The sequence below is a fragment of the Pseudomonas sp. WS 5411 genome (assembly GCF_012985595.1).
GTDB classification, from domain to species: domain Bacteria; phylum Pseudomonadota; class Gammaproteobacteria; order Pseudomonadales; family Pseudomonadaceae; genus Aquipseudomonas; species Aquipseudomonas shahriarae.
Window position 1 is genome coordinate 1 of record NZ_JAARMC010000023.1, and the last position, 19,932, is coordinate 19,932.

Consider the following 19,932-nt stretch of genomic DNA (forward strand, 5'->3'; position numbering starts at 1 on the left):
ACTGTCCGGAGGACGTGGCCGAGCGGACGAGAATAGCGGGCTCGTCGCCCGAGTATTTGAAACCCAGCTGTGCCGAGTAATCGTCAGTGATATAGGGGAAGTTCAGCACAGACACATAGTTGCCGAAAGTCGACTCACCACCAGAAAACGAGTGAAAACCACCCCCTAACCCGATCTTGTCGATATCCCCAACCTCGGCAGTGGTGCCGCCCAGGCCTAGATAACCCTTTTGAAGACCATCTGTAATACCGAACCCTTTCAAGGTCGTCGGGTTGCTCCCCGAGACGACGATCCCACGCTTATTGATCGTGACTTTGTAATAACTGCCCGCCGTTTTATCAGCAGGCAATACCGTATCGATCGAGCGATCCACATACTCCCGCGTTGCCAACACAATCGCCGGATCGATCTTCAACACCACATTGGTGATGCTGGAAATGATGAAGTTCATCCGCACAATCTGCGTGCGACCGGAGCCCTGAGACAACATCGGCTTGAAGCTAGGCGCGCAGTTGGCGACCGCAACCAGATCGCCGTCCGCGTCATACAGGCCGATCTCCCGCACCCACCAACCACCGACGTCGGCCGGGATCACCTGCTCGGCAATCAGCACCGAGGGATTGAGCGGGTCGACCATCAACTGATTCAGCGGTGCCCGGCGACGTTCGTTGATCAACTTGGTCTGTAGCCGATCCGGGATCGGATCAGTGCCGTGGGCATCACCAACGCCCATCAGGGAAATGTTCCAGGGAATACCCAACGCATCCGCGTTGGCCTGTTTCGCCTCCCCTACCTTGGTGAGGATGGCGAAGAATTGCGAGTTAAGGTCAATCATGGGTACACGTCCAGGGTGTCAATGGTGTGCTCACGCCCTACCGCGCCAATGTAGCCTGTGACGTCAATGTCACGTTGCATCGGTGGGTAGACGTTGATTTCATCGCCCTCATAGAGGGCGACGCCAATGTTTAAAGCGCCTCGGGTTTCAAGACTGATTGCCAAGCCCGTCATGGAACGACTGACGGGCTTGGCGTCATCTATCAGTCGCTCCAGCTCCTGGTACATCTCTTCGGTAATACCGGAGTCCAGCACGCCCACCTTCAAGGCAAAGGTGCCTGGCACCCCTTCGGGCACCGTCTGCCACCACTCCATGACCTCGATCAGGTAGCCAAGCGGCTCAACGACACGGCGCAGGGCGCCAATAGTTCCTTTGTGCTTGTGGATGTAGTAGGAGGCCTTGATAGCGGCGCGCTTTGTCGCTTCAGACCACCGATAGTCCCAACGGTCTACCGACCAAGCCCAGGCCAAGTGCAGCAGCAAGTGGGCCGGGCAAGTGTCAGCGTTGTAGAGGGTGCGCAACGGAACAATGGTTTTTTCAAAGAACGCCGCCTCCATGGCCCGTTCCAACGGCGTGCTGTTACTCGGCAGTAGACTTTTCATGTCAGCCCGCCAAATTCACATCGAAACCAGTGCAGAACGCCGCCTGTGCTTTCGTTGGCTCCAGATCCTTCCACCCGGTCAACTCCACCCGAGAAACGCCGGCTACGTGCAACTGTGCGTCTACAGCGGAACGCGCAACCACCACCCCCAACCGCTTGCGGGGGTTGATCCATGCTGCCAAGCGGTTCTTTGCTTCGGTCAGACTGGCATCACCCTCAGGCCCGGCACTGTTCATGTGTAGGATGGCGTCAATCCGGTAGGGAAGAATTTGCGCCCCCTGTACAGTCACTCGATCACCAAGCGGACGCACGTCGTCGTCATCGAGCGCCGCCGCGACAGTCGCAAGCAACGCCGGCGACGCTGTACCGTCTCCCTCTGTACTCAGCACCGTTACGGTAACGCGCGCCGGCGAGGGACTTTCCGCCGTGGCATCCCTCACCAACCCTGACGCGTTACGCGCATGCAGGATGTAACTGTTACGCGGTCCCGCCGTCGTCAGCCCCTCGTAAGACAGCTGGATACGCTCTCGAAACGAATCATCATCCTCAAGCACTTCCTCGACGGGTGGCACCGCCAGCAGATTTTCGGGCCGAATGACCAGACGCTTCAGATTGACGTTTGCGCCAAGTTGATCGAGGTCACCGCGTATGGCATGGGCCAGTAGCAACGCCTTGCAGCCGTCGTTAACACGCGCCCGGTTGGAGACCTTGATATAAGCCGCAAGCTCAACCAGCTTGGTGACTGGATCGCTCTCAAGGGCCGCCGTCCAGTTTTCGCCCATGGCGCCGCGAAACGCGGCCAGCCCTTCCTCGTAGGTCTCTTCAAAGTCCAAGGGTTCCAGCACCTCCGGCGCCGGCAATGCCGACAGATCCACGATGCTCATACACTTACCTCCAAGACAAAGCTGTCGCCCAGGTACTCACCGGAAACGCTCATGTTGATTTTCCCGTCCAGCAGAGAAAGCGCTGTAACTTGCTCCAGCTTAAAGCGAGGCTCGAAACGCCCCAGGGCCCGGACAGCCTCTGCCTGGACCGAGCTTTTCCAACCGGCGTTTATTGGTAAATCAACAAACAGGCGCAACTTGCTGCCGTATTCCGGCCGGTGCCGGCGACTGCCCAGGGGAGTGCCCAAAATATCGGCGATGGACTGTCGCAAATGCTCAATGCCGGATATGGGCTGGCCAGTGTGGCGGTCCATTCCGATCATCTGGCTTAGCCCTCCTGGGCGGCGTATTCGGCACTTTTTTGCAGGAAGGCCACAGCCTCTTTGTCAGACTCCGGCACCACTACCAGGCCCTTGGCCACTGGATAGGTTCGGGCCGTTTCAGGCACTACCAGGGTGCGCGACGTGTACACCAGATCGCGGAAGGTCAGCGTCGCCGGCGCAGCCGGGGTTTGATCGTCGGTTACGGGCTTCTCGATGGTCTTGGCCATGATTTCTCCAGGCATGAAAAAGCCCGCGCGCGGCGGGCTGTGAGTGAGTGGGGTTAATGCTTGTGGTTGGGGCTGTTGCCGCCTGCATCCATGATCTTGCCGAGGCCGGTAACATCTCCCGTTACCAGCAAAGGCCCGTCAACTTTGACCGCACCAATCAGGCCGATGTCGCCAGCCGTTACCGTAACGGAAGAATCATCCACCACGGCCGAAGTGCCACCGACCGAGATTGTTACTGTGCCACTGGGCACGGTGATGGTGTAGGACTTGGCCTCCCAGTCGTAGACCAGCGAGCCACCATCGTCAAAGCGCCAAACCTCTACATGGTCGCGGTTATCCGGCTGCCCGCCGGCATTGCCATACAGGCCGGGAATAAACGTCCCCATGCCCGCCTGGCCACTTGGATTGAACAACACCCCCTGTTCGCCCAGACTGGGCGCCCGCCAGTGCCGCGCCTTGCCAGCCGCCAGGCTGTGCCAGCGCACCCAGGCACTTGTCCATTCACCATCACTGACACGCACCGCAGGGGCCGCCAGATCCACGCCGACCACCACGCAGGGCATCAGCATGGCGGCGATCATGCGGTCATGTTCCGCATTGGCATAGTTCACGGCGGGTCACCAGCCGGGAAAAAGTCTTCTCTCGGGTCATCATTGATGCCGAGCATCAGCGAGCCGGGCGGCTCATCGGGCCACGGCCAATGAAATTCACCCACTTCAAATGGCTGAATCCACTGCACCGACCACATCACAAATTGCTCCAGACTCTCCTGGGGGGCTTCTGGCTGGGCGTGAATATGCTCCGGCGGCCCAGTGACAAAATCCAGCCCCCCCCAAAACTGATCTTTCAGAATCACCGCCAATTGAGACGCCAGAATAGCGGCCTGTAGCGATGCCCTGGGGCGGTCGGCCTCAATCAAAATACAAGACTGAAAACGGCCAATCAGCGCCGTTTTACCCTCCCCCCGATCAGTGCCCAAAGTCATGTCGGTAATGCCGTACAGCAGCGCCGGCGTTTGGACGTCGGCGTCCAACTCGGGGAACTGCTCAACGTGCAAAACCTTTGGCATACGCTCGCTGATAATGCGAGTGATCGCATCATGTAATGTCGTCAGTTCGCTCATTGCTCACACTCAACACCAGATCAATCATGCCAGAGCCATCAGGCTTCAGCCGAAAGACCTTGTAGCGACCGCCGCCCAGCGAGGGCGGCAGATCAATGGTCAGGTAGTCACCCTTCTTGACGCCTTGCACGTCGACCACTCGCGCGGTCAGGGTGGGCTCTAACACCTCGTCGGCATTGATTGCCCCGCCCAGGCGTGCAGCACCGGTTTTCCCTCCGCCGATTTCGGCGCCGACAAAGGGGGAGGCAAACGCACCGAAGACTCCACGCCCGTCTGCAAGCGTCGCCGGATCGCCCAGGCGTTCAACCGCCAAGGCGTCCATGCGATCAGCCAGGGCCCGAAAGCTGCCGGGCATTACTGGATCAACAGGGCTTCAGCGAAGCCGCCAGATGCGTCAGTCAGCAACTTGCCGAATGGCACAGCGTCTGCTGTGCCGTCCGCGACCAAACCGCCGGCCAACAGACTGACCTTGGCGCCCAGCTTCAGTGCACCAGTAACCGGCAACTGCCACGAACCGCCCAGCGCGGCCACGCACGTCTCGCCCTTTTTGGTAGTGTCCAGCGGAACCACTACCATGGAGTTTATAGCCAGCGGAACGCCGGAAGTCGTCCCGGCAGTTGGCGAAGTAAAGGTGACCGTCTGCCCGGCGCCTTGATAATTCTTAGACATCGTTCAATTCTCCAGAACGCAAAAACAACAAACCCCGCACTAGGCGGGGTTATCAGGGACAGTGGTTATTACTTGCCGGCGGCGCTGTACAGGCCACGGAAGTCAGCAGGCGCAACACCTGCGTCGATACGCACCTTACTGGCCACACCATCGACGCTGAAGCCGTTTTGCTGCTCCACATACGGCGTATCAATGCCGTTGAGGTAAGCCACTTCAATGGTGTCGCTACCCTGCTTCGCAGCCATGTACCAGGCCGTTGCCGACGCGTCATCAAGGCGCGGCTCACCGATCACTTTGGCAAAGCCGCGGATTGGGTTGATGATGCCAGAGTTAGCATCAGCGCCCGGCACAGAGGCCGAGTTGATGATCTGGTTGGCCTTGTCTTCCAGGGCCACCGGGGTCAGCACGTAAGCAGGGCGAATGTTCAAGGTGCGAGGCTTGCCACCATCAACCTGGGTCTTTTGCGAGGCCATTGCAGTCTTACCAGCGATCAAACTGGCAATGGACAGCTCAGACGCTGGACCGGCCGCGTTGTTCTTACGCGAACTGTCGAACAACGACTTACCGTCGCGCATCTTCGGCGGACTGGTCAGCACCGCGTAAACCAAATCGCCGATGGTCGCGCGCGCTGCCTGGCCCATCTTGTAAGGCACGTCACTCAACATCGACAGGTCATCGTTGATGATCGCTTGACGGGTGATCGAAAACAGCTCGCCGTAGGTGGCCAGCGTGATCGGCTCGCCGCGATCACTCAGGGTGATGTGTTTGTACTCGGCGCCCGGGCGCACTTCGCGCAAGCTCGGGAACTCGCCCAATCCGACACGCGAAGAGGTTTTGAAGTCGCTCAACTGGCCTTTTTTGGTCCAGAGCTGGAACGTCTCGGGGGCTTCTTCCCAGCCGGTCAAAACCGACTTTCCGGCGATATCCAACAGGATTTGCCCGAAGTCGCTGGAGCTGTGAGTGAAGGCCATGCCGACCATCTGCATCGGGTTGAGCGTCGCCACCAGAATGCCACGCTCGGTCAGGGAGGCACGCGCCAGCTCGTTCAGGCGCATATGATTGAGCCCGTTACTGGCTTCGATTTGGGCAATGCCGATACGCGCCTCCAGGGAAGCACGCACCGAATCGCCAACCAGATTGCCGTTGGAAATATGACCGTGCAGGCCCGGAATATTGGACGGTGTGGACTGCTCGCCCAACTTAGCCAGCAGCTGCGTTCGGGCACTTTCAACAGTGCAGGTCATGTCAGCTACGCAAGCCTGCAACAGCTCAGCATGAGCCGTCGCAAAACCGCCGAAAGCGGCAGTGATGCCGGTACGGCGCACGCCTTCCTCGGCAATGACCTGGGCGCGAATCTGATCAGCGGACAAGGAATTTGCCGGAGCCGGTGCAGGCGCGGGTGCTGGAGCCGGGGCCGGGGCCGGGGCCGGCACTTGGTTACGCGGGTTCATCAGGCTGTTAAAAGCTTCTGGCGGCATGTGTTCAAACTCCTGCATGCGTTTCGATTTGAGTTGTGCGGCAGCTACCAGCGGATCAATCAACTGATCAGCGAAGCCGGCTGCCACCGCCTCGCTGCCATCCATCCATGTTTCATCCTTCAATAGCGCGTGGATTTCCTCCGCGCTCTTGCCGGTCTTGCTGCCGTAGGCCTGCACCAACGTACCTTCAACCTTGTCGAGTAGGTCGGCATAGCGGCGCATGTCGTCCGCATCGCCGCCCTGCGCACCCCAGGGCTTGTGGATCATCATCATCGCGTTGGTAGGCATGTAAACCTTGTCGCCTGCCATCGCGATCACGCTGGCCATTGAGGCCGCCAGGCCGTCGATGTACACATCTACGCGGGCCGGGTGGGCCTTGAGCGTGTTGTAAATCGCCATACCGGCAAACACATCGCCACCGGGCGAGTGAATCCGCAGATTGATTTGTGACACGTCACCACAAGCCGCCAGATCCTGGGCGAACTGCTTGGCGGTAATGCCCCACCCGCCGATCTCGTCATAAAGCAGAATCTCGACACTGCCGCGTGCCATGGCACGCATCGAGTACCAACTTTCCACTGGCTGGTTGGCGGCCGTGATTACGGACGAGACCGACGACTGAGTCGACGCCCTGGGCATCAGCAGCAGCGGGGTTTCACGCTTTCTCTTTTTCGTTTGATAAGTCTGCATTGACGGTCACTTTCCCATAGAACTTGTGATAGGCGTCGGAGCTGAAAACCAGCCCTTTCGCCCGGTTGCTTTCGATTTCCGCCTGACGCGAACGCTTAAGCTCTTGCGGGTTGCGCCCACGCGCTCGCGCCACCTCGGCCTCATCGGCAAACCCAGCCTCAACCAGCAAGTTCCAGGCGCCGGCCTCATGCACAGGGTTAATCCAGGGCATCACCGGCCCCTGATAAACCGCGCTGTAAACCGAATCCATGTTCACGTCACGCGGCGGCACAAGTACGCCGCTGACTAATGCCATTTCGATAAAGGCCCGATAAACCTTGCGCGACCAGTAGTCTATGAATTCGTGTTGCAGCAGGTCGTAACCCAGCTGTGACTCCACCAGTTCCTGACGCTGGGCCGAGTAGGTGCCGGTATAGCTTCGGGTCGCAGTGGAATAGCCAACTCGCGTGCCGGCTGCTACAGCCCGCAACTGACCGTTGCGGAAGCTCTCCACAAACTGGCTGGGTCGGTTGCTTTCGATCATCCCAACGTCTTCGCCGGGCAATAGCCCGTCAAACACCATGCCTGGAGCAATCGGAATACTTCGGGCACCAGTGGCCTGTCCGTCCTTAGCGGCAGTCGTAGGCGCAACCACGTAGTCGTCGGTTGAGCCCTTCTTGATGAACATCGCCAAGGCGGCGCTGATACGGGCGGCAATGCGCTCGCTTTCCTCGTAGTCCTTAATATCCGCCAAACGCGTCAGCACTGCGTGCAACAGCGGCTGGCCACGGTTCTGCCCGATCCGCTTGCGGTATGCGATGTGCAGCATCCGATCCGCCGGCACAAACTTGGTATCCACCGACATGCTGAAACCCAAGGCGCTGCCAGGGTGACGCTTCAGCAGGTTGTAACCGGTGACCCGGCGCCAAGCGTCACGCGTAATGCCCTGACAAATCCCTTTTGATTCGTCGTTGTAGCTCCAGGGTAGATAGTCCGGCTCCAGCAACTCCAGGGTGAAAGGCACTTTGTGCAGATGCTTGAAGTTGGGCACCTTGCCCAACAACTGCTGGGCCAGCGCCTCACCATCACGTAGCCAGGTGCGGCACACCAGCCGTTCCATTTGCGCCCGAGTCAACTCACCCGACGTTTCCGGCCGCAACGACCACTCAGCCCACAGGTCTTTAATCTGGGCCGCGAACGCCAAGTGAATATTGCCCGCGTGGTCCAACGGCAGTGGCTCAACCGCAATACCCCCCCCCCCGACTACACGTTCTTCTAACCGGTCATAGATACCGGTAACAAGGTCGTGATCCTCGTCCAGTTTGCGGGACTGGCCGCGCAGCGATTCCGCGTCACGCTGCAACGAGCTGTCAGCGCTTCGGGTTTGTCGCTTTGCCTTGTGTGTGCGGGTGACTTCGGCAGCCTCAAACGCTTGAATGCCACTACGTGCAGCCAGGCGCCGTAACCCAGCACCAGGGCTAACCGCCGCAATACAGCGGTCGAGGAAGTTCAACGAAAGTCAGCCAGGGCATAGCCCGGACTGCCTTGCGCGGCGGCGCGCTGGGCGTTAACCCGCCGCTCCCATTCGCGTCGACCTGATTGGATCTGCGGCAATTCGGCCATGGTGTGGGTCCGCCCATTAAAAATGGTCGTTTTACCCAGCAAAATGGCGGCTTCTGCCTCCAGGTACTTGTCCAGCATCTCCTGCGCGTTTATAGCCATCCGTTACTTTCCACGTTATGCCAGTCGCCAGGAGGCGCGGCTTGAGTTGATGGGGGCTCAGGCCGCGCCGACTCAATCGGAGGCTCTGATTCTTCTGGCTCATCCATCTCCAGCACTTCGGGCACCTCCCACGCGCCGGTAGCCGGGACGAACTGAGCCTCTAAAGCCAATTGCTCCAAATCCAGGCCGAAGCGCTCCTGACTGATCCGCAGAGCGGCCAGTGCGTACACAAAACAGTCGAGGGCTTCGTTTCGGCGGCGGCCGCTGGTCCAGCGTTGAACCCGGCGGCCTTTGGAGACCACCCATTCTTTACGCTCGCTGGTCAGCTGCTTCATTTCGTCTTCGTCACACACCAGCTCGTTAAGCGGCAAGTGGATGCACTCAGGCACCGGGCGGTCGCCGTCCGGTTCGATTTTCAAGCGGCTGTAGATCAGTTCCTTGGCGTTGTCCGTGCCTACCTCAGTGAGGTACACCCGGTCGCCCTTGGTCTTTTTCTTCGGAAAGGTGGCAATCTTCTTGCCGTAGGTCGCAGCGCCGAACACCGGGATAACCCAGGTGACGCCGTGCTTTTTACTTTCCTTACGCACTTCGTCCGAGTAGTGGCCGCCGGAGTCCCAGCACCAGCGCTCTACACGCATTAGCGTGCCGTCTTCGCGGGTGAACTGGCGGCGTATTTCTTGACCTACTTTCTTGCGCAGCTCAACGCTTGCAGGGTCGCCGGTAAGCACCCAACGGTGAATCAACCACGCTTCCTCACCGGCGCCGAATGCCCACACACGGCCTTCATACCGGTCATCTTGCGTATCAATCCCACCGAACAATGCAACGCCACGGGCGGGCACCTTCAGGTAGTTACTGCGCCGTTTGGCCAGCACTTCCCATTCCAGTTTCTCGCCTTGGTCCTCTTCCCAGGCTTCGCCCAAGGTAGTGTTGATAAAGGTCTTGAGCTTTCCCCGGTCCTTGCCGACCTTCAGCCATTCACTGACCACCGAAGCCCAGGTAACGAACTCGGAATACACGGTCCAAATGTGGAACGTGACAGATCGCGGCGTAGTGATCGGCTGATCATCAGCAGAAAACCACTCAATGCCGTCGCGGGTCCAAATGCCTTGGCGCTCGCAGATGTAGCGCCCAGTAACTGATGCCTGGATCATTTCGTGGTACTCAAACGAGCAACCGTTACCGGACTCGCACAAGTACCAGGCCTTTTCTACCTGGCCATACCCATCGAGCCGCCAGCGCATGCCGTAAGGCTTGTCGAAGGCGCCCCACTTCAGGTGCTGTTCTGTGCCGCAGCATGGGCACTTAATGTTGAACCGCAGGAAGTGCGGCGATTCATCCGCCGCGCGGCTGATTTGGCAGCCCTCCCCCACTGACTCGTCGTCCTCACCGCCGGCAACAATCACCCCAGGCGTTGACCCGCGAATCGACTTAGGGAACGTTGCACCCTCAAGGCGCTTATCCCCCAGCATTGTCGGGGAGCCTTCCCCCTCAATATCGGCGTCGAACTTCGACAACTCGTCGTAGATAACTTCATCCGGGCTTTTCTCCCGGTAGTTGCGTGCGGCTTTGCCACCTAGGCACCACAACATTTTCGAGTTATCAAAACGCTTTTCGTCCAGGGTGTTATCCCGGTGCTTCACCCCGTACCAGGGCGCCAAGGCACGCACCAGGGGAACGTCACGGATCATCGTTTCGATGTGCCGCTTCATCATGGTGTCGGCATCGGGGTCCGTTGGGCACCACGACAATACGTTGCGTTTCTTGTGCTGGATTTTGTAGCCCTTGTTGGCCACCAGCATCTTGGTGTAGCCCACCCGCGCCGACTTCAACACGTTGACTACTGCGATCAGGTCATTGCCCATCGCGTTGAGAATGGCGACCTGAAACGGCGCCGTGGTCCATCGCCCTTCCTGATAGGAAGACTCGGAAGACAGATAAAAATGCTTATCGGCCCACTCAACCGCAGTCAGTGGCGGTTCCTTGTAGAGGCCGGTCAGGCCCTTACGGACGCTATCAATCAGCGCCCTCATCCAGGGCTTCGACGAACTCATCTAGAAGCTCCGGCAAGGTGTCGGCCAGGTTGACCGCTTCGTTCCGCGTGACGGCTATTTCACGTTGGATAGCCTCGATGTGACGCACCTCGATATCCGGGTGCTTGCGTTTCACTTTGATGTGAATGGTGTCCAGAGTTGAGCCGAGCATCGCGCTCAACTTGCCCAGGGCGAACAGGCAGAAGTCCACCGGCACCAACTTTTTAGCCTTCACCCTGTTACGCATTTCCTGGGCATCGGCTTGCTCAGTGGTCAACCGCAGTTTTTGCTGTGCTTGCTTGTACTCAATCAGCGGATCAATAGGTTGGCCGCCGTCGTCGAGCGGTTGTTGTTTCTCACCCTTGTGAACCAACCGGTTATCCAGCACAGAACGCACGTCATAAAACGACTCCCTGCCGATCTTGGCGATAGGTGTCACGCCCCATTTATCGAAGGCTTGCGTGGTAATGCCGAGGCTGTCCGCCATGCGTGACTTGTTCAGCCACTCAGGTTTACGGGTGATCGATTGATTAGCCATAACTACACAACAACCAACCTTTGAAAATGGGTCATATATAGCGAAGACGCGGGGCCCGAATTACCCCCATGAGGGGTGGGGCTCCGGGAGTACCTTCGGCTTTTCGTCCTGGCTGACCTGTCAAGCGAAAAAGGCGATAAACCGAAGAAAAGGTCACTTTTTTCACCTTTTCTGATTTCCCGGCAACTACGGTCATCAACGAGCCGAAGCCATCGCTTCAGCCCAGGCAGTCGCCGCGTCAGCCTGATAGTTCGCGTTGACGATGTTTTGCCCGATTTTGAAGAACGGGAAAATGGTTCGATATCTGGGCGCGGAATCACTGAAGATGAACACCGGCCGTACCGCATCGCCCATACCCATCGACTTGCGCTCCCACACGCCTTGCGTGCCGTCGACCTCACCTGAGAAGAAACGATGAGCATTGCCCTTGCGACGACTCCGGGCGCTACCTGTAGCGTTCGCCTGATAGCCTCTCGACGACTCAGCAGCACCAAGGCCCGACAGGATCTTTAGCATCGTGCCGCGAGATACGTTGCCGTATTGGTTCATGAATGCCGTGGCGGGCACTGCGTATTGACCGCTGCGCATGATGCCGCGCGCAATCAACGACTTCTCGAAACGTTTGTGAGGTCGTAGGCCACCGCTCACCGCCTGCTGTAGGTAAGTGTCGGCAGGAATGCCCGACGCCCATGAGTCCTTGAAGTAGACCTCAGCAGCTCGTGTTTTGGTGGCCATCTTCACAAACAGACTGTTCAGCGTGGTCGGGGTCGGCCTGTCCAAACGTTTCTGCATCACCGTGATCGTGCCCTTCTTGATCCGCTGGGCCAACAAGGTCGCGGTACGGGCCATCACAAAAGGTATGTGCCTTTTCTCTAGCTCCCGCATACCCGCAGAAACGGGGAGCGCGTCCAGAGACATATCGACTTTGAACATCGTCCAATCCCCGCCTCGTCGATCTATTGATCGTTAGTAGTGCTACCTGAAGCCGGGTCACTAACACCCGCCTTGCGCGCCAAGAACTGCGTGTAAAGGCCACCTGCAACGTCTGCACCTATCACGGCGATTACGATGCCTAAGCCGGCCGAAAGGTACAGGTTGCTCCAAAGAGCCATTGCGAGCAGCAACGTCGCCATACCCAGCAGGCCAGAAGCGAGGAAACGTAGTGCTACTCGTTGAAGGATTTGGCGTAGGCCGAGGTCGCTGCCTGATGCCCGCAGCATTTCTCCAGACAACCCTGCGAGACTCAGCAGAACCAACAACCACAGAGGTACATCGGTCAGTGCCTGATGCTCGGAGTTCATCTTGAGTCCTCAAATAGGTCGGCCTCCACGTCGCTGGCATCCGCTTTAGGCAAGGAGACAGGCGTGGGGCCGAAAACAAAAAAGCCCTGCTCAAGGGCAGGGCTTGTAAATAGGAACAAAACCCCGGCTCAGTGGCCGGGTTTTGCAGGCGTCTCGCTGCGTTCACAGCAGTTCACGCTGCAATGAAAACAAATCCATTCCGCGCGGAAAAGCTTTTTTCTCACTTATAGTCGACTGAGGATATGCGCTCTCGACAACCCCCTTTAGAATGGCATCAGTAGATAGACTCAGCCCCCAAAAAAGGAAATTTCCAGGCTAATGACTAACAAAAATCCAACCTTTCACGGAGCAGAACCGTCGTGGGCGAACGCCTGTGTCGGTAACAACGGTCAACCTAGTTATGTTGAATATTCGGAAGGCTTCTCGAAAGCTGCAAATATACTAATTGACTTGGTAATTAAAGATCGAAGCATTCACCTCAGTGTCGACGAGTTCGTGTACCCAGTCTGCTTCAATATGCGCCACTCAGTTGAACTAAGACTGAAAGGCGCCATTGATGAATTAATTGAAATTGCCAAATTCAAAAACATCAACATTCAATTCAACTCATCCGGCTCACACGACATAAATATCATTTGGAGTTTCTTCAAAACACAATCAGAGAACATTGACAAAAGATATATAGCTGCAAACCAAAAAGCCGAGACAACCATTTTAGACATTGCAGAAGTTGATCCAACTGGTCAAACCTTTCGCTACCCAATCAGCAATGACTCTCAGAAGCACTTAACAGACATATCCGTAATAAACTTTATACTCCTTAAGGAAAAGTTTAACGAACTCGAAAAAGACCTCGACTCACTTCACAAACTTAATAGATGGCTGCACTCGGAGTACAACCAAGGTTCCTTTACAGAAAAACTGTCTCGGCCAGAAATTTTTAAAATTGCCAAAGCGCTGCCACGAGTAGAGAAATGGAGAGATGCAGAATTCACTACTATAAAAGATCATATAAAAGCAGAGTATCGCCTTGGAAGCAGGGATTTCTCGAAAGCCGTAGACATTATTAAAAAGCATTATAATCTCGCCCCACTAATCAATGCCCCCCTCCCACTCAGAGGGATTTCGGAAGAAAAACTGCTACATTTCATAGATATATGGTTCAAGGAGAACCCCGACTTTCGAAAAGATCGAGACAAGCCATACACTGAAATGAAATTTGACAGAACGAGTATGCTAGCGAGACTCATAGCCAGATCAGCCCCGCAAAATCAAACATGGGACTTATTCAATACTGAAGTTGATGCCGAATATCTCGCGGGAATCGAAACTTTATTTTACTTCGCTCGAGACAGGGAGTTTGTTGAGTATTACGACAGACTCTATGAAAGCCAGCTCGCACAGGCCAATAGCACTTTGGCACACAACGCCAATCTGAAAGACGACTTTATGCATATCTTCAGCAAAAGCAATGCTATTGATAATTTTTTGATATCTCTCTTTGCTCTGCACCACATAGGGCTTGCAGAAAGAATCATTGGTACTTACGGGCTAGAGGGTGCATTCAAATGGTTAGACGACGCCCGATCCGGCAGACTATTTTCTTATCCGGATTTTGCCAGTTATTAATTAGATACCATTCATAGCTGAGGTAAAATATCTGCCGGCGCGAGTTCGGCAGATATGCTTTCAACACATCATGCCACGCTATACATCGGGCATACGACGCAATCAATCCAAGCTACTCCTGCACGGACCAGCTCCCGAGCCTTTCCCTCACTTATTCCGTAGTACTTTCCTACTCGCAACATGGGCCATTTGGCACCAAAGTAAAGCCAGATCACGTCCCCCATCTGCTGATCTCGAAGGGCCAGCCTTGCTACTGCGCGGTCTATTGCCGTCGCCCACTCGTCAGTAATGCAATAGCTCTTGCACGATGATGGGTAAGCAGTAGCCTGCCGCATCAGCGCGAGAGTAGGCGATGTGTAACTTGGCATCCCAACACCATCCATCCGCCACCAACCCCACTGTTCAAGCAGGTACTCGGTATCCCCCAATGGTCGCCCTGCCGGTTTACGAATCATCATGCTCTCAATCCCCTGTGTAATTTGTTCCGCCTGCTCCCAGGCGGTTTGGCTGTTCGTATTGGCTGTGAGGCCCTATAAGTGCTGGAGGTGTCTTTAACGCCAAGACTTCGCGCTGTACATGCTGCAATTTGAAACTCAATTGGGTGACCAATTCTTCGACAGAAAGCACCAACCTGGTCCCCTGAACAACCCAACCTGAGCCGTTGCAATCCGTGCAAACCAGCTCATAAAACACCCCCGCAACTACCGCTCTCCCCTTGCAGATAGAGCAGGGTTCAAGCTCGATCCGCTCCCGCTTAAAGCCAGGCCCCTGTCGTTTCTGCACGTTTTAATACCTCGCCCTTAACAAATTGTGGTTCTGGCTCGCAGGCCCCGCCGTTCAAGGCGTCTACGAGGTTTTGCGAATCTTCATATCTAACGCCTGTCTGCATGTGGATCGCCTTGAAGCCACGCTGATCTAACCAGTTGTGCCACTTCACCAGGGCCAGGCGGCGCTGTTCCTTGGCCTGGGTGTTGATGTAGGTGGAGGCGATCTTGCCCAGGGAGTGGTTGAGCAGCATCTCGCCGATGTGGCCGTCGACGCCGAGGTCGGTCCATGCGGTACGGGCCACCTTGCGCAGGTCGTGACTGGTCCAGGCGCCCTGCCCTAGCCGCGTGAATACCGCGCTCGCTTGGTGGTCGCTGAGCGCCTTGCCACGGCGGGACGGAAACAGGAGCGGCCCCTCGTAGCCCTGGGCGTTTTGTCGGGCGCGGTATAGCTGTAGGAGCGAACACACCTGATCGGTCAGCGGCACCCGCAGCTCGGTTTTCGTCTTGGTGTGTTCTGCCGGGATGAACCACTCACGCTCTGGCAGCGCGATATCAGCCCAGCGGGACTGGCGGGTCTCGCCGATCCGGGTGCCGTGGCACAGCATCATCAAGGCCAGCATGGCGTCACCCGGTGCACTGTCGAAGCGCTCGGCCAGCAGGGTCACCAGGTCCTGCAACTGCACGTCACGCAACCGCGCCGGCTTGGGCAGGATCCGCGCCGTGGTGAAGTTGACGAACTTCAGTTCCGCCATCGGGTTGACCGGGATCAGGTCCAGCTTGCGGGCCTGACGGAAGGCCACCGCGAGCAGCCGGTACAGCTGCTGCACATAGGACAGCGACAATTCGGCCTGGGCCGGCCACATCAGCAGCTTGTCGAGGGTCTGGGCGCTCACGTCGCGTAGCAGCAGATCGTCCAGGCGCGGCTTGAGCTGGCAACTGATAGCCGACTTGCCCGCAGCCCGGCGCTTGTCGGACAGCGAGCGCGACTTGGCCATGCGATCACCGAACCAATCGAGCAGTTCACCCACGGTTACCCAGCCCGAAACACTGGCCGCGCCATCGGCAGCGACCCGCAGGCGCACCGCCGGCAGTGCGGCGATCACCTGCTTGGTATTCAGGCCGGGAAAGCCGCCGATGCGATGCCATTTGCGCTTGTTGAGCAGGTACCAGGAGCCGCGCGTGCGATTCTTGGCAAAGCGGAAGTGCAGCGCCGGGTGGCCGGCGTCCCGCAGGTCGCGCACATGCTCAAGCTTGGCATTGCGGGCAATCTCGGCATCCGACAGCTTCACCGTCAGGGTTTTGATGAGGATGTTCAAAACGCGCCCTCCTCCGGATCAAGGAGGTCGATAACCTCAAACGTCGACGGCCACATCTGGCCGCCGTATCGAACGGCCATGGCCTTATCAAAAAAGAGCGCTAGGGCATGATCTGGTGCGCTCCCCAGGTCTATCTTGGAAGAACAGCAAAACACCGCGTAGCGGTACAGGTCAGGCTTGGGAACGGCAAGGCGGGGATCTGCCATTAGAATTGATCCTTTTGTTTGTAGCGGTCAGCCATGCTGGTGACCTTTGCAGGCTTGGACGGCTCAACCCATCCAGCAGCCAGTTGTTCAAATCGGCTGTACTGCCCGAGGAAAGCGGCACGCACGGTGCCACCGGCGATGTCACGGCCCTTGCCAATGATGATTTCGGCAATGCCCTTCGCTTCGGAATGCTCGTGGTAAACCTCGTCGCGGTAGACGAACAAGATGATGTCGGCGTCTTGCTCAATGGCGCCGGATTCGCGCAGGTCAGAGCACATTGGGCGCTTGTTGGGGCGTTTTTCGCACTCACGCGAGAGCTGGCTGAGCAGAATCACCGGGATGCCCAGTTCGCGAGCCATCAGTTTCGCGGTGCGGGTCATGTGGCTAACTTCCTGCTCTCGGCTGAACGTGCGCGAGTCGGAGTCCACCAGCTGCAGGTAATCGATCACCATCAGGTCCAGGCCGTATCGGCGCTTGTGACGGCGGGCAGCGGCGCGCATCCGGTTCATCGACATCGATGCACGGTCTGACAGGTACAGATTGGAATGTTTGAGTTTCGCGGCAGCACCCATCAACTCGGCGCCGTATTCGTGCGGGGCTTTACCGTTCTTGATCAACTGGAGCGGTACTCGCCCTTCGGATGCCATGAAGCGGTCCATCAGGCCCGTGTTGTCCATTTCGAGACTGAACGCCATCACGCTCTTGCCCTCACGAATGGCGGCATTGGATGCGATGTTCATGGCCAGGGTTGTTTTACCCATGGCTGGGCGGCCCGCGATAATGATCAGTTGGCCAGGCTTCAAGCCCTGCAGCTTCTCGTCCAGATCGGGAATGCCGGTGGATAGGCCATCAATTTCGTCACCCCGGTCAGCTCGAGCCTGCAGTACCTCGATGTAGCCATCCAAGATGTCCTCAGCCTTGATCACCTCGGACGTGGCCGACTGGCTGTCGACCGCCTGGGCCTCGGCCTGCACCGCTGCAACCTTGTCAGCCGTGGGCTGGTCGCCATAAGCGATTTCGTTTATCCGAACGCTCAATTCAATCAGCGACCGGTCCAGGCTTCGCTCGCGGACGGTTCCCGCGTAGGAAGCAGCGTTCGCAACGCTCGGAGTGTTGCGGGAAATCTCGAAAGCGTAGGCGAAGGCGGGAGAGCCACAGGGCAATTCGCCGATGTGAGCGCCGATAGTCACGATATCGACCGGTTGGCCGGCGCCGTGCAAGTCCAAGATGCCGCGATAGATTGCGGCGTTGTCCTCGTAGTAGAAATCCTCAACCGCCAGGTCAGCGCTTAGCAAGTCGATCAGCTCGGGGCGCAGGAACATCGCTCCCAGCACGCCGTGTTCGGCCTCGAGGCTGTATGGATCACGCATTGTAATTACCCTCCACGACCTTGACGAAGTTGCTCGGCTTGATCAGCCAATCGAACGTGGCCCGGAAAGGCTTGGTCCCATCCCTGCCCTCGCCTTCCCCCATCAGAAACGGGCTCGACCCGACTAACTCGAAGAACTCAGCCCAAAACCCCAGGTCCTGGTGAACCGTGCTGTCGTTCCATCGCGCAGAAATCTTTGTGATCCGGTCTTTGGTCAGCATCGCTACCTGAGGGAGCCCGGGAAGCGTTTTGTTGAACAGGTCGACGATTGCTTGTGACGGGCATTTCGGCTTCGAGACTTTCGACGGACTCTCATCGCCGACAGGAGGTGATGGTTCACTTGATGGTTCTATTACGGTTCTGGGTGCATCTGCTGCGGGGGTTTCTGTCGTGAGCTGCGGGGGTGGCGGTGCATCTGCTGCGGGGTGCGTGTCTTGCGGGGGTGCATATGCTGCCGGGGTCAGGGTGTACATTGTCGAGCGACCCATCCGCTCACGGACAGACAAGATGCTCGCTTGCCCTAGCCACTTGATGGCGCCCTGAACGGTCCGTTCTGCGAGACACGTCCGCTCGGCGATACGGGCTACCGAAGGCCAGCAAACACCCTCGTCGTTTGCATTGTCAGCCAGGGATATCAGGACAGCTTTCTGCGGGCCGCTCATTCCTTGCAAAGGCCAGCACAGGCTCATGATGATGGTGCTCATGCGGAAACATCCTGGGCAGGAGCCAGGGACGCCTTCAAGTGATTGAGGCATTCTCGGCGGAATTTGGTTTTGGACGCGAGCGAGTACTGTCCGCCAATCATGAGGGCGGCATTCATCGCGGCGGTTTGATTGATGGTGAGGTGTCGAGACACCTTGTCAGGCTCGTCGAAAAGCGTCTCGACATCCCCAGAACTATTGACTGCGGGGGCGTTGTTGGTCATTATTCACCTCGTTCTAAAGCTGCACCGAACCGCCCTGCCAGGCGGTTTTTTTATGTCTGCGATTTGGTCACTGTATGAATTAACAGCTAACCCCAAATCTCTATCTGGCCTTCCCGCCAAAGCGGAAAATGGCCCCATCAAACGATCAGGCTACTGAGCGCTGAGATGGGAATGGCCGGACCTCTTCCGCAACAAATGAACCGTCTTCACGCTCCGTTACGAAAATGTCGCGGCCGACTCGCAGAGCCTTATTAAGTGCACCCTGGCTCATGCCCAGCAGCGCCGCAGCTCGCGTCTGACCCTTTTCCACCGAGAACTGTTTGAGAGTGATGCGGCTCATCGCCATATCTCCATTGGTATCCATTGCGCGAGATTATCTCCCATGGAGATACATTGCAACTCCATTGGAGATGGCTAACTATTTCCCTTGGGAATATTCTTGCGAAATGAATAAAGAAAGACGCCAATTGCTTGATTGGGAGCGGGACGAGTGCGCAGCCTTGAAAAAGGCAATTGCGGACTACAATTCCGCGCGCCCAAAGGACAAGCGCCTGACTCAAGACGAGATAGCGCATGCCGTGGGGATGAGTCAGGGGACACTTGGAAGCCATCTAAACGGCCATCGCCCCCTAACCCAAAAGCTGGCCGTTTCAATGGCGGAAATGCTTGGTGTGCCTATTGGGTCTTTCAGCAAGAGAATCGAGGGCGACATAGGCCGGATGGCTTCTGCCGCTGGGCTTAATCAAAGTGTCGCTGAACCACGTACCGACGAGCGCACTCCCCCGCGAAGCTTCGACCTCCAGGATGAACCGGCCTACACCGGTGTCTTGCAGCTGACCGCTCGCGGATCTACAGGAGACGGCGACGATAATTCGCATGTCGAGATCCGCGGCGTGATGGCGTTCAAGTCTGCATGGCTGCGGGCAAACCGCCTCAACCAGAAAGACCTCGACGTTATCTACGCCAACGGCCATAGCATGGAGCCAACCATCAATGATGGCGACGTGCTGTTGATCGACGAATCAAAGATAGAGCCGAAAGACGGGCAGATTTTCGCCATGCAGAGCGCTTCCAAGGGGACGATTGTGAAGCGCCTGGTTAAATCCGACTTCGATGGGTGGATCATTCGTAGCGATAACCCAGACAAGGCGCGCTACGGCGACGAGACGCTGCGCGATGGGGAGATAAACGAGGTTCGCATTATTGGCCGCGTAGTTTGGCGAGGCGGGATGCTGTAACGCCTTACTTAGAAAGTAGGTGACGGACTGTTTTTTGGCTCATCAGAGGCCCTCGCATATCAAAAAGCCACCTAATCTG

25 protein-coding genes are annotated in these 19,932 nt (G+C 57.2%); 2 read left to right on the forward strand and 23 right to left on the reverse strand.

The window, feature by feature from the left end; all coding sequences use genetic code 11:
• From HBR93_RS22270 to HBR93_RS22345, 16 genes are all read right to left on the reverse strand, one after another.
• A partial coding sequence (locus tag HBR93_RS22270; protein WP_169961082.1) for a phage tail protein occupies positions 1-835 on the reverse strand: 835 nt, incomplete at its 3' end.
• Positions 832-1,437 carry a phage tail protein I gene (locus HBR93_RS22275; protein WP_169877884.1) on the reverse strand — a complete coding sequence of 202 codons (606 nt, stop codon included), beginning with the start codon at positions 1,435-1,437 and terminating at the stop codon, positions 832-834. The genes HBR93_RS22270 and HBR93_RS22275, both read right to left, overlap by 4 nt.
• Position 1,438: 1 nt before the next feature.
• Complete coding sequence (locus HBR93_RS22280; protein WP_169877883.1) at positions 1,439-2,320, reverse strand: baseplate J/gp47 family protein; 882 nt, start codon at positions 2,318-2,320, stop codon at positions 1,439-1,441.
• Positions 2,317-2,643, reverse strand: coding sequence for a GPW/gp25 family protein (locus HBR93_RS22285; protein WP_169877882.1), 327 nt, complete (start codon positions 2,641-2,643; stop codon positions 2,317-2,319). Before HBR93_RS22285 ends, HBR93_RS22280 begins: the two co-directional genes overlap by 4 nt.
• Before the next feature lie 5 nt (positions 2,644-2,648).
• Positions 2,649-2,870, reverse strand: a complete 222-nt coding sequence (locus HBR93_RS22290; protein WP_169877881.1) for a hypothetical protein — start codon at positions 2,868-2,870, stop codon at positions 2,649-2,651.
• Between the two features lie 53 nt (positions 2,871-2,923).
• Positions 2,924-3,481 (reverse strand): phage baseplate assembly protein V, encoded by a 558-nt coding sequence (locus HBR93_RS22295; RefSeq protein ID WP_169877880.1) that lies wholly within the window; start codon positions 3,479-3,481, stop codon positions 2,924-2,926.
• The gene (locus HBR93_RS22300) at positions 3,478-3,993 is read right to left on the reverse strand and encodes a hypothetical protein (RefSeq protein WP_262377359.1); all 516 of its coding nucleotides are present in this window, start codon (positions 3,991-3,993) and stop codon (positions 3,478-3,480) included. Before HBR93_RS22300 ends, HBR93_RS22295 begins: the two co-directional genes overlap by 4 nt.
• Positions 3,968-4,348, reverse strand: coding sequence for a hypothetical protein (locus tag HBR93_RS22305; protein WP_169877879.1), 381 nt, complete (start codon positions 4,346-4,348; stop codon positions 3,968-3,970). Before HBR93_RS22305 ends, HBR93_RS22300 begins: the two co-directional genes overlap by 26 nt.
• Positions 4,348-4,662, reverse strand: a complete 315-nt coding sequence (locus HBR93_RS22310; RefSeq protein WP_169877878.1) for a capsid cement protein — start codon at positions 4,660-4,662, stop codon at positions 4,348-4,350. Before HBR93_RS22310 ends, HBR93_RS22305 begins: the two co-directional genes overlap by 1 nt.
• Positions 4,663-4,730: 68 nt before the next feature.
• Positions 4,731-6,779: a ClpP-like prohead protease/major capsid protein fusion protein gene (locus HBR93_RS22315; protein ID WP_169877904.1), complete on the reverse strand. Its 2,049-nt coding sequence runs from the start codon at positions 6,777-6,779 to the stop codon at positions 4,731-4,733.
• A gap of 16 nt (positions 6,780-6,795) precedes the next feature.
• Positions 6,796-8,322 carry a phage portal protein gene (locus HBR93_RS22320; RefSeq protein WP_169961083.1) on the reverse strand — a complete coding sequence of 509 codons (1,527 nt, stop codon included), beginning with the start codon at positions 8,320-8,322 and terminating at the stop codon, positions 6,796-6,798.
• Positions 8,319-8,531 (reverse strand): primosomal replication protein PriB/PriC domain protein, encoded by a 213-nt coding sequence (locus HBR93_RS22325; protein WP_169877877.1) that lies wholly within the window; start codon positions 8,529-8,531, stop codon positions 8,319-8,321. Before HBR93_RS22325 ends, HBR93_RS22320 begins: the two co-directional genes overlap by 4 nt.
• Positions 8,522-10,585, reverse strand: a complete 2,064-nt coding sequence (locus HBR93_RS22330) for a terminase gpA endonuclease subunit (RefSeq protein ID WP_169877876.1) — start codon at positions 10,583-10,585, stop codon at positions 8,522-8,524. Before HBR93_RS22330 ends, HBR93_RS22325 begins: the two co-directional genes overlap by 10 nt.
• The gene (locus HBR93_RS22335; protein ID WP_169877875.1) at positions 10,548-11,102 is read right to left on the reverse strand and encodes a terminase small subunit; all 555 of its coding nucleotides are present in this window, start codon (positions 11,100-11,102) and stop codon (positions 10,548-10,550) included. Before HBR93_RS22335 ends, HBR93_RS22330 begins: the two co-directional genes overlap by 38 nt.
• Before the next feature lie 195 nt (positions 11,103-11,297).
• A complete protein-coding gene (locus HBR93_RS22340) occupies positions 11,298-12,035 on the reverse strand; it encodes a hypothetical protein (RefSeq protein ID WP_169961084.1) in 738 nt (245 codons plus the stop codon).
• Between the two features lie 23 nt (positions 12,036-12,058).
• Complete coding sequence (locus HBR93_RS22345; RefSeq protein ID WP_138726046.1) at positions 12,059-12,403, reverse strand: phage holin family protein; 345 nt, start codon at positions 12,401-12,403, stop codon at positions 12,059-12,061.
• Positions 12,404-12,721: 318 nt separating this feature from the next.
• Between HBR93_RS22345 and HBR93_RS22350 the strand changes: the two genes are divergently transcribed.
• Positions 12,722-14,032, forward strand: coding sequence for a hypothetical protein (locus HBR93_RS22350; RefSeq protein WP_169961085.1), 1,311 nt, complete (start codon positions 12,722-12,724; stop codon positions 14,030-14,032).
• A gap of 68 nt (positions 14,033-14,100) precedes the next feature.
• Here HBR93_RS22350 and HBR93_RS22355 read toward each other — a convergent pair whose 3' ends face one another.
• From HBR93_RS22355 to HBR93_RS22385, 7 genes are all read right to left on the reverse strand, one after another.
• Positions 14,101-14,490, reverse strand: coding sequence for an antiterminator Q family protein (locus tag HBR93_RS22355; RefSeq protein WP_169961086.1), 390 nt, complete (start codon positions 14,488-14,490; stop codon positions 14,101-14,103).
• 296 nt (positions 14,491-14,786) lie between these two features.
• The gene (locus tag HBR93_RS22360; RefSeq protein WP_169961087.1) at positions 14,787-16,115 is read right to left on the reverse strand and encodes a site-specific integrase; all 1,329 of its coding nucleotides are present in this window, start codon (positions 16,113-16,115) and stop codon (positions 14,787-14,789) included.
• Complete coding sequence (locus tag HBR93_RS22365) at positions 16,112-16,321, reverse strand: hypothetical protein (protein ID WP_092239141.1); 210 nt, start codon at positions 16,319-16,321, stop codon at positions 16,112-16,114. Before HBR93_RS22365 ends, HBR93_RS22360 begins: the two co-directional genes overlap by 4 nt.
• Positions 16,321-17,691: a replicative DNA helicase gene (gene dnaB, locus HBR93_RS22370; RefSeq protein ID WP_169872145.1), complete on the reverse strand. Its 1,371-nt coding sequence runs from the start codon at positions 17,689-17,691 to the stop codon at positions 16,321-16,323. Before dnaB ends, HBR93_RS22365 begins: the two co-directional genes overlap by 1 nt.
• Positions 17,684-18,394, reverse strand: a complete 711-nt coding sequence (locus HBR93_RS22375) for a helix-turn-helix domain-containing protein (protein ID WP_169961088.1) — start codon at positions 18,392-18,394, stop codon at positions 17,684-17,686. The genes dnaB and HBR93_RS22375 overlap by 8 nt, the downstream gene beginning before the upstream one ends.
• Positions 18,391-18,615: a hypothetical protein gene (locus HBR93_RS22380; RefSeq protein ID WP_169872147.1), complete on the reverse strand. Its 225-nt coding sequence runs from the start codon at positions 18,613-18,615 to the stop codon at positions 18,391-18,393. The genes HBR93_RS22375 and HBR93_RS22380 overlap by 4 nt, the downstream gene beginning before the upstream one ends.
• A 145-nt stretch (positions 18,616-18,760) precedes the next feature.
• On the reverse strand, positions 18,761-18,955 hold the full coding sequence (locus HBR93_RS22385) for a Cro/CI family transcriptional regulator (protein ID WP_169961089.1): 195 nt from the start codon (positions 18,953-18,955) through the stop codon (positions 18,761-18,763).
• A 106-nt stretch (positions 18,956-19,061) separates the two neighbouring features.
• Between HBR93_RS22385 and HBR93_RS22390 the strand changes: the two genes are divergently transcribed.
• Positions 19,062-19,853 carry a LexA family transcriptional regulator gene (locus HBR93_RS22390; protein ID WP_262377360.1) on the forward strand — a complete coding sequence of 264 codons (792 nt, stop codon included), beginning with the start codon at positions 19,062-19,064 and terminating at the stop codon, positions 19,851-19,853.
• Positions 19,854-19,932: the final 79 nt, after the last annotated feature.

Coding starts and splice junctions, on each gene's coding strand:
- HBR93_RS22285 (WP_169877882.1), bottom strand. CDS start 2,643: ATGATCGGAATGGACCGCCACACTGGCCAGCCCATATCCGGCATTGAG.
- HBR93_RS22310 (WP_169877878.1), bottom strand. CDS start 4,662: ATGTCTAAGAATTATCAAGGCGCCGGGCAGACGGTCACCTTTACTTCG.
- HBR93_RS22375 (WP_169961088.1), bottom strand. CDS start 18,394: ATGAGCACCATCATCATGAGCCTGTGCTGGCCTTTGCAAGGAATGAGC.
- HBR93_RS22280 (WP_169877883.1), bottom strand. CDS start 2,320: ATGAGCATCGTGGATCTGTCGGCATTGCCGGCGCCGGAGGTGCTGGAA.
- HBR93_RS22275 (WP_169877884.1), bottom strand. CDS start 1,437: ATGAAAAGTCTACTGCCGAGTAACAGCACGCCGTTGGAACGGGCCATG.
- HBR93_RS22380 (WP_169872147.1), bottom strand. CDS start 18,615: ATGACCAACAACGCCCCCGCAGTCAATAGTTCTGGGGATGTCGAGACG.
- HBR93_RS22300 (WP_262377359.1), bottom strand. CDS start 3,993: ATGAGCGAACTGACGACATTACATGATGCGATCACTCGCATTATCAGC.
- HBR93_RS22335 (WP_169877875.1), bottom strand. CDS start 11,102: ATGGCTAATCAATCGATCACCCGTAAACCTGAGTGGCTGAACAAGTCA.
- dnaB (WP_169872145.1), bottom strand. CDS start 17,691: ATGCGTGATCCATACAGCCTCGAGGCCGAACACGGCGTGCTGGGAGCG.
- HBR93_RS22365 (WP_092239141.1), bottom strand. CDS start 16,321: ATGGCAGATCCCCGCCTTGCCGTTCCCAAGCCTGACCTGTACCGCTAC.
- HBR93_RS22290 (WP_169877881.1), bottom strand. CDS start 2,870: ATGGCCAAGACCATCGAGAAGCCCGTAACCGACGATCAAACCCCGGCT.
- HBR93_RS22345 (WP_138726046.1), bottom strand. CDS start 12,403: ATGAACTCCGAGCATCAGGCACTGACCGATGTACCTCTGTGGTTGTTG.
- HBR93_RS22390 (WP_262377360.1), top strand. CDS start 19,062: ATGAATAAAGAAAGACGCCAATTGCTTGATTGGGAGCGGGACGAGTGC.
- HBR93_RS22385 (WP_169961089.1), bottom strand. CDS start 18,955: ATGAGCCGCATCACTCTCAAACAGTTCTCGGTGGAAAAGGGTCAGACG.
- HBR93_RS22305 (WP_169877879.1), bottom strand. CDS start 4,348: ATGCCCGGCAGCTTTCGGGCCCTGGCTGATCGCATGGACGCCTTGGCG.
- HBR93_RS22350 (WP_169961085.1), top strand. CDS start 12,722: ATGACTAACAAAAATCCAACCTTTCACGGAGCAGAACCGTCGTGGGCG.
- HBR93_RS22340 (WP_169961084.1), bottom strand. CDS start 12,035: ATGTTCAAAGTCGATATGTCTCTGGACGCGCTCCCCGTTTCTGCGGGT.
- HBR93_RS22325 (WP_169877877.1), bottom strand. CDS start 8,531: ATGGCTATAAACGCGCAGGAGATGCTGGACAAGTACCTGGAGGCAGAA.
- HBR93_RS22315 (WP_169877904.1), bottom strand. CDS start 6,779: ATGCCCAGGGCGTCGACTCAGTCGTCGGTCTCGTCCGTAATCACGGCC.
- HBR93_RS22330 (WP_169877876.1), bottom strand. CDS start 10,585: ATGAGTTCGTCGAAGCCCTGGATGAGGGCGCTGATTGATAGCGTCCGT.
- HBR93_RS22355 (WP_169961086.1), bottom strand. CDS start 14,490: ATGATGATTCGTAAACCGGCAGGGCGACCATTGGGGGATACCGAGTAC.